Annotated in this window: 13 protein-coding genes and 1 other RNA gene; 10 read left to right on the top strand and 4 right to left on the bottom strand. The window is 59.3% G+C overall.

The window, feature by feature from the left end:
* Positions 1 to 178: 178 nt before the first annotated feature.
* The 4 genes from QE453_RS18670 to QE453_RS18655 all read left to right on the top strand — a co-directional run bounded on the left by QE453_RS18670 (position 179) and on the right by QE453_RS18655 (position 9,825).
* Entirely contained in the window at positions 179 to 1,345 is a 1,167-nt protein-coding gene (locus tag QE453_RS18670) for an efflux RND transporter periplasmic adaptor subunit (protein ID WP_037089914.1), read from the top strand.
* On the top strand, positions 1,342 to 4,491 hold the full coding sequence (locus tag QE453_RS18665; RefSeq protein WP_022556577.1) for an efflux RND transporter permease subunit: 3,150 nt from the start codon (positions 1,342 to 1,344) through the stop codon (positions 4,489 to 4,491). The genes QE453_RS18670 and QE453_RS18665 overlap by 4 nt, the downstream gene beginning before the upstream one ends.
* Positions 4,492 to 4,622: 131 nt before the next feature.
* Complete coding sequence (locus QE453_RS18660) at positions 4,623 to 6,035, top strand: FAD-binding oxidoreductase (RefSeq protein WP_022556576.1); 1,413 nt, start codon at positions 4,623 to 4,625, stop codon at positions 6,033 to 6,035.
* 91 nt (positions 6,036 to 6,126) lie between these two features.
* Positions 6,127 to 9,825, top strand: a complete 3,699-nt coding sequence (locus QE453_RS18655) for an AsmA-like C-terminal region-containing protein (protein ID WP_309777652.1) — start codon at positions 6,127 to 6,129, stop codon at positions 9,823 to 9,825.
* 375 nt (positions 9,826 to 10,200) lie between these two features.
* Here the strand turns inward: QE453_RS18655 and QE453_RS18650 are convergent, their stop codons facing one another.
* From QE453_RS18650 to ssrA, 4 genes are all read right to left on the bottom strand, one after another.
* Positions 10,201 to 10,410, bottom strand: a complete 210-nt coding sequence (locus QE453_RS18650) for a ribbon-helix-helix domain-containing protein (RefSeq protein WP_035209777.1) — start codon at positions 10,408 to 10,410, stop codon at positions 10,201 to 10,203.
* 106 nt (positions 10,411 to 10,516) lie between these two features.
* On the bottom strand, positions 10,517 to 10,720 hold the full coding sequence (locus QE453_RS18645; protein ID WP_107339257.1) for a DUF4169 family protein: 204 nt from the start codon (positions 10,718 to 10,720) through the stop codon (positions 10,517 to 10,519).
* A 38-nt stretch (positions 10,721 to 10,758) separates the two neighbouring features.
* Positions 10,759 to 11,271, bottom strand: coding sequence for an SspB family protein (locus QE453_RS18640; protein ID WP_309777650.1), 513 nt, complete (start codon positions 11,269 to 11,271; stop codon positions 10,759 to 10,761).
* Positions 11,272 to 11,501: 230 nt separating this feature from the next.
* Positions 11,502 to 11,873: a transfer-messenger RNA gene (ssrA, locus tag QE453_RS18635) on the bottom strand.
* A 142-nt stretch (positions 11,874 to 12,015) separates the two neighbouring features.
* On the opposite strand from ssrA, the gene QE453_RS18630 reads away from it, so the two are divergent.
* The 6 genes from QE453_RS18630 (at position 12,016) to QE453_RS18605 (ending at position 16,949) form a co-directional block, all read left to right on the top strand.
* The gene (locus QE453_RS18630; RefSeq protein ID WP_004442740.1) at positions 12,016 to 12,324 is read left to right on the top strand and encodes a DUF2853 family protein; all 309 of its coding nucleotides are present in this window, start codon (positions 12,016 to 12,018) and stop codon (positions 12,322 to 12,324) included.
* A 99-nt stretch (positions 12,325 to 12,423) separates the two neighbouring features.
* Positions 12,424 to 13,218: a thymidylate synthase gene (locus tag QE453_RS18625; RefSeq protein WP_004442739.1), complete on the top strand. Its 795-nt coding sequence runs from the start codon at positions 12,424 to 12,426 to the stop codon at positions 13,216 to 13,218.
* The gene (locus QE453_RS18620; RefSeq protein WP_309777648.1) at positions 13,215 to 13,742 is read left to right on the top strand and encodes a dihydrofolate reductase; all 528 of its coding nucleotides are present in this window, start codon (positions 13,215 to 13,217) and stop codon (positions 13,740 to 13,742) included. Before QE453_RS18625 ends, QE453_RS18620 begins: the two co-directional genes overlap by 4 nt.
* A gap of 143 nt (positions 13,743 to 13,885) precedes the next feature.
* Positions 13,886 to 15,004 (top strand): FtsH protease activity modulator HflK, encoded by a 1,119-nt coding sequence (hflK, locus tag QE453_RS18615; protein ID WP_004442737.1) that lies wholly within the window; start codon positions 13,886 to 13,888, stop codon positions 15,002 to 15,004.
* 1 nt (position 15,005) lies between these two features.
* Positions 15,006 to 15,929 carry a protease modulator HflC gene (gene hflC / locus QE453_RS18610; RefSeq protein ID WP_004442736.1) on the top strand — a complete coding sequence of 308 codons (924 nt, stop codon included), beginning with the start codon at positions 15,006 to 15,008 and terminating at the stop codon, positions 15,927 to 15,929.
* 132 nt (positions 15,930 to 16,061) lie between these two features.
* On the top strand, positions 16,062 to 16,949 hold the full coding sequence (locus tag QE453_RS18605; RefSeq protein WP_112635572.1) for a DMT family transporter: 888 nt from the start codon (positions 16,062 to 16,064) through the stop codon (positions 16,947 to 16,949).
* Positions 16,950 to 17,089 lie beyond the last annotated feature (140 nt).

The raw sequence follows: 17,089 nt of genomic DNA, 5'->3' as shown, positions 1-17,089 counted from the left end.
AATATTTGCGATAATATAGCGTTTATGGTGTGTTCGACGAGAATCCATCACAAATTACAATTACGTAAGAAACGTATTTGTGCGTTGCCTCGTTTTAAACGACGGGGAATACTGCTGATGTCCCGAAGCCTGAGCTTCAGGGGCTTTCTTATGCTGCGATGATCAACCGGAGAACTATATGCGGGTCTGGAAACAGGTGGGTGTCAGTCTGGCCGTGGTGGGGGCAGGTCTCTGTCTCTGGGGCGTCTATTCGCCCGACGCCCGCAATATGCTCGCCAGCATCGGGCTGGTCAAAGCACCCGCTGCTTCGGTCGAAGTCGCCGCAGCCGGCGGACCGGCGGCCGGCGCGCCGACGGGACAGAATGCGGGTGGCGCACGCCGCAACAATAACGCCACACTGGTTGTGACCGCCCCTGTGAAGAAAGGCACGGTCAACGACCGGTTGAACGCCATCGGCAATGGCGAGGCGATCCAGTCCGTCGTCGTCATGCCGCAGGTTTCCGGCACGCTTTCTGAAATTCGTACATCGTCCGGTGCACGCGTCGTGAAGGGGCAGGTGCTGGCGCGGCTCGATGACGAGGAGCAGGTGATCGAACGCGACAAGGCGCAGGTGGCGCTGCGCAGCGCCGTCGAAAAATCCAATTCCTACAAGAACCTGAAATCCGTTTCCCGCCTCGACGTGCTGGATGCCCAGATTGCCGAAGAAGCCGCCAAGCTTGCGCTGAGCACCGCCGAACTCAATCTCAAGCGGCGTGATATCGTCGCGCCCATCGAAGGCGTGGCCGGTATCGTCGCCGCCAATATCGGTGACAATGTCACGACGCAGTCCACCATTGTCAGCATTGACGACCGGTCTGAAATTCTCGTCAATTTCTGGGCTCCCGAGCGTTTCGCGACTGCGATCAAGATCGGCATGCCGGTGGAGGCCACGTCGATTTCGCGCCCGGGTGAGACTTTCAAGGGGGAGATCGAGGCCGTCGACAACCGTGTCGACGAGGCGAGCCGCACCATCCGCATCCGGGCGAAGTTCGGAAATGAGAAGGATGAGCTGAGGGCGGGCATGTCATTCGGCGTCACCATGCGCTTCGCCGGGGAAACTTATGCCTCGGTTGATCCGCTGGCCGTGCAGTGGGATGCGGAAGGCTCCTATGTCTGGCGTGTGGCTGACAATAAATCCAACAAGGTGCGGGTGCAGATCGTGCAGCGCAACCCGGATGCCGTTCTCGTCAAGGCTGAACTGGCGGAAGGCGAACCTGTCGTGATTGAGGGCCTGCAGCGCGTGCGCGAAGGCGGGGCGGTGCGGGTCGGCAACCAGCCCAAGCCCGAGGAGGTTGCCAGCCAATGACGACCCAGCCGCCTTCCGGTCAGGATTCCAAGCTCGCCTTTACCGCATTGTTCGTGCGTCGGCCAATTCTGGCAGCGGTCCTTAACACGCTGCTGGTCGTTGCCGGCCTCGCCGCTCTGGTCGGCGTCGAAGTGCGCGAACTGCCCGACGTCGACCGGCCGACGATCAGCGTCAGGACCACGTATGAAGGTGCCGCGCCTGAAACGATCGATCAGGAGGTAACACAGACCATCGAAGGTGCGGTGGCGCGTGTCAGCGGCATCAAATCCATCGCGTCCAACTCACAATTCGGCACCAGCCGCGTGACGATGGAATTCGGCGACAATGTCGACATGGCCGTTGCGGCCAATGATGTGCGCGACGCCATTGGCCGCGTCACCAACCAGTTGCCCGACGATGCCGACGAGCCGCAGATCATCAAGGCGGATTCCGACAGCCAGCCGATCATGCGTCTTGCCGTTACATCCTCCACGCTCAGCATGGAAGACCTGACCAAGCTGGTGGATGACGAGATCATCGACCGCCTGGCCGCCGTCGATGGTGTGGCGGACGTGGAACTTTACGGCGATCAGGAAAAGGTCTTTCGAGTAGACCTCAACCAGGCGGCACTCGCCAGCCGCGGTTTGACGGTGACCGATGTTTCCAACGCGCTTGCAAGCGCTGCCCTCGATGTCCCGGCGGGTTCGCTGAAAAGCACGACGCAGGATATCGTCGTGCGCGCCACCGCGAGCCTGACAAAGCCCGAGGATTTTTCCAATCTTCTCATCAAGAACAATATCCGCCTCAGGGACGTGGCGACCGTCATGCTGGGGGCGGACGACGAATCTACGTCGCTGCGCTCGAACGGCGTTCAGGGCGTCGGTCTTGGCATCATCCGTCAGGCACAGTCAAACACGCTCAGTATCTCGACCGGTGTGAAAGCCGCCGTCGACGCCATGTCGGCCAATCTGCCGGAGGGCACGCGTGTCGTCGTGACCAGTGACGATGCCGTCTTCATCGAAGGCGCGCTGCACGAGGTCGAACTGGCGCTCGGGCTCTCGGCGATCATCGTCGTTGTGGTGCTTTATCTCTTCCTGCGCGACTGGCGCGCCACCCTCATTCCGGCGATCACCATGCCGGTGGCGCTGATTGGCACCATCGTCGCCATTTATATGGTCGGCTTCTCCGTCAATATCCTCACACTGCTCGCCATCGTTCTGGCAACTGGTCTGGTGGTCGATGACGCCATCGTTGTGCTGGAAAATATCGTGCGCCGCCGGGCGGAAGGCATGGGGCCCCGGGCCGCTGCCGTTCTCGGCACCCAGGAGGTGTTTTTCGCCGTCATCGCGACGACGGCGACGCTGGCTGCCGTGTTCATTCCGCTTTCTTTCCTGCCGGGTCAGCTTGGCGGCCTGTTCCGTGAATTCGGTTTTGTCCTGGCCTTCGCGGTGGGTTTGTCCTCCATCGTGGCACTGACGCTGTGCCCGATGCTTGCTTCGCGCATGCTGAAGGAGGGGCTGAAGGAGCCGACTGGGCCGCTCGCCTGGTTCGGTAATGTCTTTGCCTCCACATACAAGTCGACGCTGTCCGCCTGCCTCAACAACCCCCTCATCGTCATCGTCGTTGCGCTCATCTTTTCCGGCCTGTCGTGGATCGCCTTCGGCATGATCCAGAGTGAATTGACGCCGCGCGAGGACCGCGCCTCTATCATGATGCGGGTCACCGCGCCGCAGGGCGTCAGCCTCGAATATACCCGCGACCAGTTGCAGCGGATCGAAGAAAACCTGCAGCCGCTTCGCGACAGCGGGGAAATCCGTAACATCTACTCCATCACTGGCATGAACGGCTCGTCCAATACCGGCTTCATGGTGCTGACGCTGGCGCCCTGGGCCGACCGAGATCGCACTCAGAACCAGATCGCTGCCGATGTCACCTCTGCCGCCAACAAGGTTCCGGCGTTGCGGGGCAACGCGATGCAGCCGAACAGCCTCCGCATTCGCGGCGCCGGCAACGGATTGCAGATGGCGATGGTCGGCAGCAATTATGCGGCGCTGACAGAGGCGACGCAGAAATTGCTGCTTTCCATGGAAGAAAGCGGCCTGTTTGATACGCCACGTTTCGACAACGAACCCAATCAGGCGCAGATTTCGGTCTCCATCGACCGTGAGCGCGCGTCTGATCTCGGGATCGACATCACCGGCCTCTCTCGCGCCATGCAGTCGCTGCTGGAAGGGCGCTCGATTGTCGACGTCTTCGTGGATGGCGATGCGATCCCGGTGCGGCTCCTGTCCTCCACCCGGCCGATCAATGATCCGACCGATCTTGAGAATGTCTTCCTGAAGACGGGCGACGGCAAGATCGTGCCGATGTCGGTCATCGCGTCGCTCAAGGAAAATGCGGTTGCGCCGCAGCTCAACCGCGAACAGCAGCTTCCTTCCGTCGGCTTTACTGCCAACCTCAAGGACGGCGTTTCGCTGGGCGAGGCGCTGCAAAAGGTGAACGAGCTCTCGCAATCCGTCCTGCCGCCCGGTGCACGCTTGCTGCCGCTGGGCGAGGCTGCGACACTGGAGGAGAATTCGAGCGGCATGCTGCTGACCTTCGGTTTCGCGATTGCCATCATCTTCCTCGTGCTTGCCGCGCAGTTCGAAAGCGTGCTGAGTTCGATCATCATCATGTCAACGGTGCCGCTCGGCCTTGCCTGTGCCGTCATCGCGCTGCTCGTCACCGGCTCCAGCCTCAATGTCTACAGCCAGATCGGCCTCGTGCTGCTCGTTGGCGTCATGGCGAAGAACGGTATCCTGATTGTTGAATTCGCCAACCATCTGCGCGATCAGGGTGCGACCGTGCGGGAAGCTATCGAAAAAGCCACCAGCATCCGTCTGCGTCCTGTCATGATGACGATGATCGCGACCATCCTTGGCGGCGTGCCGCTGGTTCTGGCGCAGGGAGCCGGCGCCGAGGCGCGCATCGCGCTCGGCTGGGTCATCGTCGGCGGACTGGGCTTCGCGACGCTGGTGACGCTTTACATCACACCGGTCTCCTACCTGCTGATCGCCCGCTTCGCCAAACCGCAAGCGGATGAGGAAATCCGCCTTCACCGCGAACTGGAACTTGCCGCCCGCCGCAAGGCGCTGGAAGAGGACAAGCCGCTGCTTGCTGCGGAATAAAAACGGTTGCCGCCTTGCCGTCTGGCGCCATTGCGCGGCTGGACAAAGCGTTAACCTTATCCCATACCACCTGACGGAATTTCGTAACGGATCGAATCCTTTACGGGCTGATGTTGCGGTGGAGACGGACGATGGCGTTGAAAGATGTGGTGGCGGGAAAGCGTAACGAAGAGGGCATTGCGTCTGCGCTCGCCGTTCTGAAGCAGCAACTCGGCGACAGGCTCCAGACCGGACAGGCGTTTCGGGAGCAGCACGGCCACACCACCACCTATCTGACGCTCCAGGCGCCTGACGGCGTCGTTTTTGCCGAGAGTGCTGATGATGTGAAGGCCGTCGTGAAGGTCTGCTCGCAATATAAGGTGCCGGTGATTCCGTTTGGGACGGGGTCTTCGCTGGAAGGGCAGGTGAATGCGCCCAGCGGCGGAATCTGCATCGATTTCAGCCGGATGAATCGCATCATTGAGGTGAATGCCGAAGATCTTGATGTGACGGTGGAGCCGGGCGTGACGCGCGAGGACCTCAATGTCTATCTGCGCGATACCGGCCTGTTCTTCCCGATCGATCCCGGCGCCAATGCCTCGATCGGCGGCATGGCCTCGACACGCGCTTCCGGCACCAATGCCGTGCGTTACGGCACGATGAAGGACAATGTGCTCGCCGTTACCGCCGTCGTCGCCAACGGCGAGGAAATCCGCACCGCGCGCCGCGCTCGCAAGTCGTCTGCCGGCTATGACCTGACGCGGCTTTTCGTGGGGGCCGAGGGGACGCTCGGCGTCATCACTTCTGTGACGCTGCGGCTGCAGGGCATACCGGAAAAGATCGCCGGCGGCGTCTGCACATTCGACAGCATCAAGGCGGCCTGCGATGCCGTCATCATGACGATCCAGATGGGGGTTCCGGTTGCCCGTATCGAATTGCTCGACGAGGTCCAGGTTCGGGCCTGCAATGCCTATTCCGGCCTGAACTATGCGGAGAAGCCGACACTTTTCGTGGAGTTCCACGGCACCGAGGAAACGGCGGCGCTACAATCGCAGCAGTTCGCAGAAATCGCGGCTGAATGCGGAAGCATCGACTTCCGCTGGACAAGCGATGCCGCCGAACGCAACAAGCTCTGGAAGGCGCGGCATGACGCCTATTGGGCCTCGCGGGCGCTTGCGCCCCATCTCGACGGGCTTTCCACCGATGTCTGTGTACCGATTTCGAGGCTCGCGGATTGCGTGGTTGAAACGCAGCTGGATATCCAGGAAAACGGCTTTCTCGCACCGATCGTCGGCCATGCCGGCGACGGGAACTTTCATGTCCTTATTCTGTTCGATGGAAAAGATGCGGAAAGCGTAGCGAAAACCGAAGCCTTCGTTGCCCGTCTCAACCGCCGCGCCATCGCCATGGACGGCACCTGCACCGGCGAACACGGCATAGGACAGGGCAAGATGAGTTTCCTCGCCGAAGAAGCCGGCAATGCATTGGATGTGATGCGCGCCATCAAAATGTCGCTCGACCCGGACAACATTTTCAATCCGGGCAAGTTGTTCCGTCTTGTCTGATCGTTCTCACATTTGATTGGTACAAAAGGCTGCTTGCCGTTAAGGCAAAAAAGAATAGGTTTGCAGCGTTCGTGAAGGGAGATGCAGGTCAGTGCTCGGGCGTATTCTGGTTTTTCTGGGCGGACTGCTGGCGGTGGTGCTGTTTTCGGCGCTGCTTATTCCCTATTTCGTCGACTGGACGGATTTCCGCCGTGATTTCGAGGACCAGGCGAGCCGTATTCTCGGCAAGAAGGTTGTGGTGCATGGCCGCGTCGAGGCCCGCATCCTGCCGTTCCCTTCGGTAACGTTGCATGATGTCCGGGCCGGGACGGATGCCGATGGATCGCCGCTCATCCAGGTCGCGCGTTTTTCCATGGACGCCGAGCTCGCGCCCTTCCTTTCCGGCGAGGCGCGCATCTTTGACATGCGCATCGAGGAACCCAAGGCGAAGATCAGGCTGCTGAAAGACGGCACGCTGGACTGGATGCGTGGCAGCCGCGCGGAAATTCCCGCCCGAACCGTGGTTCTGGAAAGCGTCCAGATTGAGGGCGGCCAGATCGAGTTCATCGACGAGCAATCGGGCCGCAACCGCCTGATCACCGGTCTTACCGCCGATATGTCCGCCAATTCGCTGGCCGGACCATGGAAGGCGGACGGGCGGGCTGCCGTCGACGGGCATCCCGGCTCTTTCTCCCTCTCAAGCAGCGAACCTGATTATGCCAATGGCCGCATGGGCCTTCGCGTTCGTGTCGTGCCGGATGAGCATCCCGTCGAGGTCGATCTGGATGGCGTCATCGCCGCAGCGGCGGGAAAGCCCGCCTATAGCGGTTCCTTTTCTTTCAGTTTCAGGGAAGACGAAAAGCCGAAACAGGCCGGGCAATCACTCTTCTCCTCGCCGCGCACCCGCGGCAGTTTTGAACTGACCAATGAGAGCGTGCGTATACCGAGCTACCGCATGGAACTCGGCGGTAACGAAAATCCCTATGTCGTGACCGGAGAGGCGACGCTCGATACCGGCGCCAAGCCCGAATTCCTGCTGACGGCCGATGGCCAGCAGATTGATGTCGCACGTTTTGCGCCGCCTGTGGTGCAGACGGGCAAGACCTCGCGCCAGCCCACTGTTTCCGTGCGCCAGCGCATCGAGGCCTTTGCCGCCATGGTGGCGCGCATTCCCGTACCGCCGGTGCCGGGTAAGGCGAGCATCAGCCTTCCCGCCCTAGTTTCCGACGACACGACCATTCGTGACATCCGGCTGGATGTTCGGCCGCAGGGCAGCGGCTGGCAGGTGGTGAATGCGGTGGCGACGTTGCCAGGAAGAACCCAGCTGGAGGCCAAGGGATCGTTGACCCTTCTTGGTGGTCCGGCCTTCAACGGCAATATGCTCGTTGCGTCCAACCAGCCCTCGGGGCTGGCGAACTGGCTTTCCGGCTCCGTCGATCCGGCCATCCGGCAACTCAACGCCGCCGGCTTTTCTGCCGATGTCTCGTTGACGACGCTGAACCAGCGCTTCGACAATCTGGAGCTCGCCATCGGCGACGCGTCGCTGAAAGGCGAGCTGGAACGGCGCTCGGACGGCAAGACCTCCAATCTTTCGATCGATCTTGCGGGCAACGAAATCGACCTGGACGCGCTGAAGGCACTCGGCAGTCTGGCGCTTGGCGATCAGGTCGGAAGCTCGGTTCTCGACCACCGCATTACTGCGAAGTTCAAGGCCGACCGGTTCAACATAGCCGGGGTGACCGCCAATCATGTCGAGACCGCCTTCACGATGGCGGGCGGGGTTCTTTCGCTGGAAAATATGACGGCCGGCGATATCGCCGGTGCAGAGGTCAGGGCAAGAGGCGAATTGCAGGGGTCGTTGCTGAAATATGCGGGCAAAGGCACGGTGAACCTGCACGCAGCGGATATGCAGCCCTTCTTTACGATGCTGCAGCAGAAACTGCCTGCTCATCCCTTCCTCAGCCGCCTGGCGGCCAGCGCGCCATGGTACGCCAATTCCGACCTTGCAATGGATGTCTCGGTCAACAGCGAAAACGGCGGCGCCAATGTTGCCGTCTCCGGTACCGTTAACGGCAGCCGGCTGTCCGCCGTCGCCAAGATGCCGGATTTCCTGTCGATCACCGATGACACGGCCATGTCACTGGAAGCTGTCTTGAAAAACCAGTCGACGGCCATCCTGTTCGGCCAGGCCGGGCTTGACCCGTTGCCCTTCGACGCTGACGGCGAGGGCCTCCTGTCCGTCAAGCTCAATGGCACGCTCGGCGCGCCGGCACAGACCGATATCCGCTTCTCGACGGAACGCACACATTTTTCGGCGAACGGCTCCTTTGCCGTTTCAGCTGCCAATTTCGGTGAGGGCAGCGCCGATGTCGTTCTCGAAAGCGCTGATATCGAGCCCTATCTCATCATGAATGCCGTTGGGCTGCCGCAGCTCGGTGGGGGCATGGCGGTGAAGGCCAATGCGAAGGTTGTGGTGGATGGACAAAAAATTGCGCTTTCTTCTGTCGGCGGACAGGCAGGCGGTAATCCCTTCTCCGGCAATCTGACGTTCGAACGCGCCGCGCCCCATTCCGTCAGCGGCGATCTCTCAGTCCGGACCGCCGATCTCGCCTGGCTTGGCGACGCAATCTATGGTCCGGTGATCGATCCGGAAACCGGGGGCCTCAATGCCAAGCCGCTGGCCATGCCGGCCTTCCCGCAGCTCAAGGCGTCTCTGTCGCTCAAGGCGGAAAGCTTCGAGGCTGGACCTTTCGGCACGGTCACGGGTTTGACGGCCAAGGTAACGCATGATTCGGGCAGTCTCGCACTCGACGACATCACCGGCGGCTTCATGGGCGGCAAGATTGCGGGACGGTTTGCGATGTCCACGGGCGAGGGGGCGGGCATTTTCCGCACCAAGATCGCGGTAACCGACGCCAATCCGGAGCCGATCCTTTGGGCGAATGCGAACGGTCCGGTTGCGACCGGCCGCGTGGCCATTGATCTCACGGCAGAATCGACCGGCAAAAGCGTTGATGAAATGCTGAAATCAGCGGGTGGCTCGGGTGAAATCCGGGCCAGCGGGCTGGTGCTGAAGGGGCTCAATCCCGGTGCCCTGCCGCCAATCCTGCAGGCGGCGGATGGGTTGCAGCAGCCGATCGATGCTCCGAAAGTTCGGCCGCTGGTGGACCAGAGCCTGTGGCAGGGCGAGATCGGGCTCGGCGATGTATCCCTGCCGTTCTCGGTAAATGGTGGTGCGCTGCATTTCCAGAATTTGCGGGCGGCGATCGATCCATTGACGCTGACAGCCGATGCGATGGTTGATCTTGCTGCTTTCACGGTGAATGGCGACTTCGATCTCCTGTTCAATCCCGGCACCGAAACGGTTGCCGGCGCCGAACCGTCTTTGCGCCTGAATTACAACGGTCCGCTTGCTGCGCCAGCCCTGACAACCGACGTTTCGGCGCTCACCAACTACCTGTCCCTGCGGGCCTTCGAAAAGGAGCGGCGCAGGGTGGAGGCAATGCAGGCAAGCGTTCTTGAAAAGCAACGCCTGCGCCGCGAAGTGGCGCTTTATCGTTTTCGGGCGGCTGAGCGGCAGGCGGAAAAGGAACGGGCGGAGGCGGAAGCCAAGGCGAAGGCAGAGGAAGAAGCACGGCTGAAGGCTGCTGCCGAAGAACGTCTGCGGCAGGAAAAGGAACAGCAGGAACGGTTGCAGCAGCAACAGCAGCAGCCCGTGCCGCAGCCGCAGTCAGCGCCGGTTCTGGTGGTGCCACCGACGGAAAATGCAATCCGGGAACTCGCCCCGGAAAATGCTCCCGCCAATCCGTAATTTTCCGAAAAGGGCTCGGCGTCGCTTTTCATCTCTGCTTCGGTTCCATGTCCGCGGTCTGGACAGGCTCCGGTCGCCACCCCGCAATCCGGATTTTCAGGTCCGAAACGGTTGAAGAGGCAGTGAATGAAGGGGAGAAAGCTTTGCTGCTCCCGGAGAAACCATGGGTATCCCCATCGGGGGATGTCTGGACGGGGAGGTTTCGGACAAAGGCTGGAAACAAGGCTACGCAATACGGGAATGCCTTGCAGCGCAGATTAGTCCGCGAATGTTTAATGAATACTTTCGCAGCGTTACCAGTTTTCGGCGGGAATGTTTTGTAGTCGGCGAATATAAATTGCGGGGCTGGCGTCGCCGGGTGACTCCATCGTGAATTTATCGGGTCTTGAGCCAGTTCAGCACATAAACGCGTAGCGACGAAGACAGATTGCTGTCGGAGGGGCGGTTGTCATCGATTTCGGCCAGCAGGGCCGCGAAGCTGATCTTGCGTCTTTCCGCGATGATTTTCAGCTCGTCCCAAAAGGCGTCCTCAAGCGAAATACTGGTCCGGTGGCCGTGCAACGTCGTGGAATGCTTGCGGATCATCAGATCGGTCTTTGGCTGGAAATCTGAATCATGTTTTGCCGGCAAGCCCCTGTTTTACGATTCTTTTCCGATTTGCTGGCCCTGTCTGTCCCTAGGCAGGTCGGTCTCAGTCCTTCCGGGGCCCGTGAGCGTCGTTTTCGAGCCGGCTTTGGTCAAGTGCCTTTTCGGCCTTTTCGTTCAGGGCTGATGTGAGGTTCTTTTCGGCTTTGGTGCGTCCGAAGGACAGGCGGTTCTGCTCCGCCTGTTTTTCTTTTTCGCTGCGGGCCTTCTGCTTCCGGAACTGGCGCAGATTGACGATATCGGCGGCCATGCGGATACGTCTCCTCGGGTTTCGCGCTCAGGCAGGCGTTATTGCTTCTTGCGGAAAGCATCCAGCGAGACGACGGAGCCTTCCTTCTTTTCCTCGCCGGCCTTGGGCGTTTCGGAAGCGGAAGCCGCCTTCGCCTCGTGCGACACCGGATATGCGGTGATTTCCGCGTCTTCCGCTTCTTCCTCGTCCGCCAGGGGGACATCGAACTCAAGTTCGAAATTCACGGAAGGATCGTAGAAACCGCGGATGGCATTATAGGGAATGACGAGCTTTTCCGGTGTATCGGAGAAGGAGAGACCGATTTCGAAGCCGGTTTCGGTGACCTTCAGGTCCCAGAATTGATGCTGGATGACAATGGTCATCTGCTCGGCATATTTCGCCTTGAGGTGCTGCGAAATCCGCACACCGGGTGCACCGGTCAAGAAGGTAATGAAGAAATGGTGGTCGCCGGGCAGACGGCCGGTGGCGGCCACTTCGCCCAATACCTTACGAATAACGCCGCGAAGGGCATCCTGTGCGAGAATGTCGTAACGGATATGATCCTGCCCCATGCGGTCCTGTCTTTCCCTTATTCGAACGTCTTTTTCATGCACGGCGCGCCTTGGGTACCAAGGACGCTGTAACACTTTGAATCTCTGCGTAATCCTTGAGCCGGGATCAATTCCGATCCGGATGGTTACGCTTTGCTCAAGTATACGCAATGTCCCGAACGGCAGCAATGGAAAAGCCGATGCTGTCCGCAAGTCAGCTATCATATAACCAATTCAGGCAAAATGGAGAAGGTGGAGGTTTCTGTTGCCAGGTACCTCCGAACCCCGCCTCACGGGGCTAACCGTGAGGGCTTTAGAGCGGAATTCCCGCACCGCCATTAGGCAGCGAGAGCGTATTCCTTAGCGTTGTTGTCGTTTGCAACTACACTTGTGACCCGATAACGGCGGTATCATGCCGAGCAAAAGTTCGATCTTTACACCCTTGTCGATCCTATTTCGCCCCCATCAAAAGCCGGCCTTTCATCTTAAAGCCGCCGGTTTTTGGTGGAGGCGCCGGGTACCGCCCCCGGGTCCAATAGGTTTATTACACCGACCGTTTATCGCCATAGCCGGGTTGCCCCGGCAAGGCTCATATAGGCGTTTCGACCGGCTGAGAAAAGGGGGGAGATGACAATTCGATGAAAAGGTTTCGTGTTTGACGCCGGCAATTTAGACAATTCTTGACGACGAGGGATTGCTGTCTCATTCTCCCTGCAACCGGTCATTAGAAGCAACACCGGGCCGGGGACACACGAAGGAGTGGACATGACTGACTATCTCGCAGATGTGAAGAAATACGATGCAGCAGCCGACGAAGCCGTTGTCGGCAAGATCGTCAAACATCTCGGCATTGCCCTGCGCAACCGGGATTCCTCGCTGGTGTCCGCGTCCGATCCGGAAGAGCTTGCACGTGTGAAGGCTAGCTGGTGCGGCAAGAAGCTCGGTGTCACCGATGACAGCGCCGACAAGGCAATCGATGCCGTTGCGAAAGCCATGGCCGCCGACCGCTCAAAATCGCGCGTGACCTTTTATTACCTGGTCGCCAAGGAACTCGGAAAGCTTCAGTCGCTCTGATTTTCCCGGAAAAACGGGGATAAGCGTTTCCCCGGTGATTGGTTCTGCCGCCCTGTGCTATTATATCTGCCTGATATCAGGGAATCGGCGGCAGAACGCATGAAACAATATCTCGATCTTCTCCGGCATGTGATGGAAACCGGCTCCGACCGCGGAGACCGCACCGGCACCGGCACGCGCTCGGTGTTCGGTTACCAGATGCGTTTCGACCTTGCAGAGGGGTTTCCGGTCCTCACCACCAAGAAGCTGCATCTGCGGTCCATTATCCATGAACTCCTGTGGTTTCTGAACGGCGATACCAATATCGCCTATCTCAAGGAAAACGGCGTTTCCATCTGGGATGAATGGGCCGATGAGAACGGCGATCTAGGCCCGGTCTATGGCGCACAGTGGCGGTCCTGGCCCGCGCCGGACGGACGCCACATCGACCAGATCGCGCTTCTGATCGAGGGCCTGAAAACCAACCCGAACTCGCGCCGTCATATTGTCTCCGCCTGGAACCCGGCGCTGGTGGACGAGATGGCGCTGCCGCCCTGCCACTGCCTGTTCCAGTTCTATGTTGCTGACGGAAAGCTCTCCTGCCAGCTTTACCAGCGTTCCGCCGATATTTTCCTCGGCGTGCCGTTCAACATCGCGTCCTATGCTCTTTTGACTCTGATGGTCGCGCAGGTGGTTGGTCTGAAACCGGGCGATTTCGTCCACACGCTCGGCGATGCGCATATCTATGCCAACCATTTCGAACAGGCGCGGCTGCAGATGACTCGCACGCCGAAGGCCTTGCCGACGATGCGCCTCAATCCTGATGTTAAGGACCTTTTCGGCTTTAAGTTCGAAGACTTTACGCTGGAAAACTACGAGGCCGATTCAAGCATCAAGGCACCGATCGCGGTATGACCGAGCCGCGTATCATCATCATCGTCGCAGTGTCTGAGAACGGCGTCATCGGCCGTGACCTCGACATGCCGTGGAAGCTTTCCACCGACCTCAAGCGCTTCAAGGCGATGACGATGGGCAAGCCGCTCATCATGGGCCGCAAGACGTTTTTATCCGTCGGCGAGCGTCCGTTGCCCGGCCGCCCGCATATCATCGTCAGTCGTAATGCCGATTACCGGCCGCAGGGTGTCGATGTCGTCTCCTCACTGGAGGAGGCCTTGAAGCTCGCCAAAAGCAAGGCTGCGGAACTCCGCGTGGATGAGGTCTTCGTGGCCGGTGGTGGAGAGATCTACCGTCAGGCCATGCCCTTCGCCGATCAACTTTCCGTCACCCACGTCGCGGCAAAGCTCGATGGCGACACTTTTTTCCCGGAGATCGATCCCGTCGTTTTTGAGAAAACCGAGGAAATCCCGGCTCCCGCTGGGGAAAAGGACAATTATCCCGTTCTGTTTACCACGTATATGCGGAGAGCCGCGGCAAAGTGAACTATTTACCCAGATTGGGTATTTAGTTACCACCTCTGCGTTGAAACGAACGCTTCTCCTTCCTATAACGGGTCGATATTCCCGCCGCACGCGAGCAATCGCTTTCGAACGGAACCGGGAGAGGCTTTTATAAAGAGGTATTGATGCCCTGGAGCAATCAGAATGGCGGCGGCGGCCCATGGGGCGGCGGCGGTGGAGGAAACAACCAGGGCGGCGGTGGCGGCCCGTGGGGGCAGGGGCCTAACCGGCCTCGCGGCGGTGGCGGCGGCAATGGCGGTCCGCCCGATCTGGAAGAGATCATCCGGCGCAGCCAGGACCGTTTCAAAAATGTGCTGCCCGGCGGTTTCAATGGCGGCGCAGTTGCCATCGTGGTTCTCGTCGTGCTGGTTTTCCTCGGCATCCAGTCCATCTACACCGTCCAGCCGGACGAGCGCGGGGTGGAGCTGCGTTTCGGCCGTCCGAAGGACGAAATCTCGATGCCCGGTCTGCATTTCCATCTGTGGCCGATCGAGACGGTTGAAATCGTCAAGGTCACCGAGCAGCAGCAGAATATCGGTTCGCGGGCCTCGTCGTCCTCGTCGAGCGGCGTGATGCTCACCGGCGACCAGAACATCGTGAACGTTCAGTTCTCGGTGCTCTATACGGTTTCCGATCCGAAATCCTATCTCTTCAACGTCGACAGCCCGGCCGAGACGCTGCAGCAAGTTTCCGAAAGCGCCATGCGCGAAGTCGTCGGCCGTCGTCCGGCGCAGGATATCTTCCGCGATAACCGTCAGGCAATTGCGGCGGATGTGCGCACCATCATCCAGTCCACCATGGACGGTTATGGCGCCGGCATTTCCATCAATGCCGTGGCCATCGAAGATGCGGCGCCGCCGCGTGAAGTGGCCGACGCGTTTGATGAAGTGCAGCGTGCCGAGCAGGACGAAGACCGCTTCGTTCAGGAAGCCAATCAATACGCCAACCAGAAGCTCGGCGCCGCTCGCGGTCAGGCTGCGCAGATCCTCGAAGAGGCGAACGCCTACAAGTCGCGCGTCGTCAACGAGGCGCAGGGTGAGGCGCAGCGCTTTGTCTCCATCTATGACCAGTATCGCACCGCGCCTGACGTGACCCGTCAGCGCATGTTCCTGGAAACGATGGAACAGGTCCTGAAGGGATCCAACAAGATCATCATCGATGAAAAACAGGGCGTGGTGCCTTATCTGCCTCTGAACGAGATCATGCGCAACAATCCGGGCGCAGCACCGCAGGGAGGCAACTGATATGGGTAACCGTCTTACAGCCGTTCTCGTCGGTCTCGCCGTCCTGCTTTTTCTCGGTTATTCGTCGATCTTCGTGGTCAACGAGCGCCAGCAGGCCATCGTCGTCCGCTTCGGTGAAATCCAGGACGTGAAAACAGCGCCGGGCCTCTATTTCAAGCTGCCCTTCGCCTTCATGGATGCTGACCGCGTGCAATATATCGAGAACCGCGCCTTGCGTTTTGACCACGATAATATCCGTGTTCAGGTTTCCGGCGGCAAGTTCTACGAGGTCGATGCCTTCGTGGTCTACCGTATTACGGATGCGCGCCGCTTCCGGCAGACGGTCTCCGGTGACCAGATGTCGGCTGAATCGCGCCTGCGCACCCGTCTCGACGCATCGCTGCGCCGGGTTTACGGTCTGCGCGGCTTCGAATCGGCGCTGTCCGACGCACGTGCGTCGATGATGCAGGAAGTGCGTGACGATCTGCGTCCCGATGCGGAATCGCTCGGCATCAGCATCGTCGATGTCCGCATCCGCCGTACCGACCTGACGCAGGAAGTCTCCCAGCAGACCTTCGAACGCATGAAGTCGGAGCGTCTGGCGGAAGCCGAACTGATCCGCGCCCGTGGTAACGAAGAAGCGCAACGCCGCCGCGCTATCGCCGACCGTCAGGTTGTGGAACTGGAATCCGACGCTCGCCGCCAGTCCGAAGTTCTGCGCGGTGAAGGCGATGCGGAGCGTAACAAGGTGTTCGGCGAGGCTTTCCAGCGCGATCCGAACTTCTTCGAGTTCTATCGTTCCATGTCGGCCTATGCCAACGCACTGAACGGCAATGGCACGACGCTGGTTCTGTCGCCGGACTCGACCTTCTTCCGTTATTTCAACAATATCGACGGTGCGGCACCTGCCTCTCCGGCCGCGCCCGCACCGGCGCCGGCGAACTGATGGCGGATAAAATGAATTTGGAGGGGCCGGTTTTTACCGGCCCTTTCTTTTTGAGGTGTTGCGCTCTGAAATTCATAAAATTGTGGGTCAGCGGCAATAATCTTCTGTCTTTCATCATATGGAAACCGGAAGATGTCGCCTACGCCTGGCCACGACAGAGACAATTACAAAGCTGCTTTTACTTTCGCCATAGTAGGATTTGCATCATTTTCATTGATGGACGCTGTTTCAAAAATTCTCAGCGGCTTGCACTCTCTTCCTCAAGTCCTCTTTTTCTCCGGAATTTTCGCGATCTTTTTCGGTTTGTTGCTTGCCAAGCCGTTGGGTGGATTCAAAATTAATTCGGTTAAGGGATGGGCGGTGGTCTCTGCTCGGGGACTCATGTCCGTCGCCATGATATGGCTGACGTTGTATGCGATCTCTCGTATGCCAATCGCCAATGTTTATTCGATTCGCTTCACGAGCCCGATCATCACGATATTTTTGGCTCTGGTGTTTTTGAACGAACGTCCTGTCGGGCTTCAGTGGCTGTCCGCCCTTCTAGGCCTTGCCGGCGTATTGGTCGTTCTGCAGCCGAGCGGCATAATAGACAGCCTAGCCGTTGCCCTCGCCTTTGCTGCCGCTTTTGCGCAGTCGGCATCGACCATCATGGTGAGACGATGGAGGGCCCAATCGACTCCATTGGCGGATACCATGCTGCCCGTCATTATTCTGGTTCTCATCACCGGTGTCCTTCTCCCGGAAAGCTATACTCCGCCAACGCCGATTGAGTGGCTCTTTTACATTGGGGCAGGTGCATTGCTGGCAATCGGGAGATTGTGCCTCACGCTTTCGATCCGCATGGCTCAATCGTCCATCGTCGCGCCACTTCAATATACCCAACTTCTGTGGAGTTTGTTGTTCGGCTACCTATTTTTCTCGGAACAGCCCGTTTTGCTTTTGTGGTCGGGCTACTGCCTTGTTTTCGTCAGCGGAGTTATTGGGCTAATGTTCAGCCGGACGACGCGGCCCGCTCGATGACCGCCGTGTGCCCTCTGCGTTTTTTTCTGGAAACCATTACTATTGACAATAGGTGTTTGCCTCGTCCTCGCTTTTCTGTACGGCTTTGAGACGCGATGAGGTGGCGGAATCGATTGCCTGTTCACGAAAAGGTATTTTTA

Source organism: Agrobacterium sp. SORGH_AS_0440 (assembly GCF_031453135.1).
Taxonomy (GTDB): Bacteria; Pseudomonadota; Alphaproteobacteria; order Rhizobiales; family Rhizobiaceae; genus Agrobacterium; species Agrobacterium pusense.
This window is presented reverse-complemented; position numbering and strand designations above follow the sequence as displayed.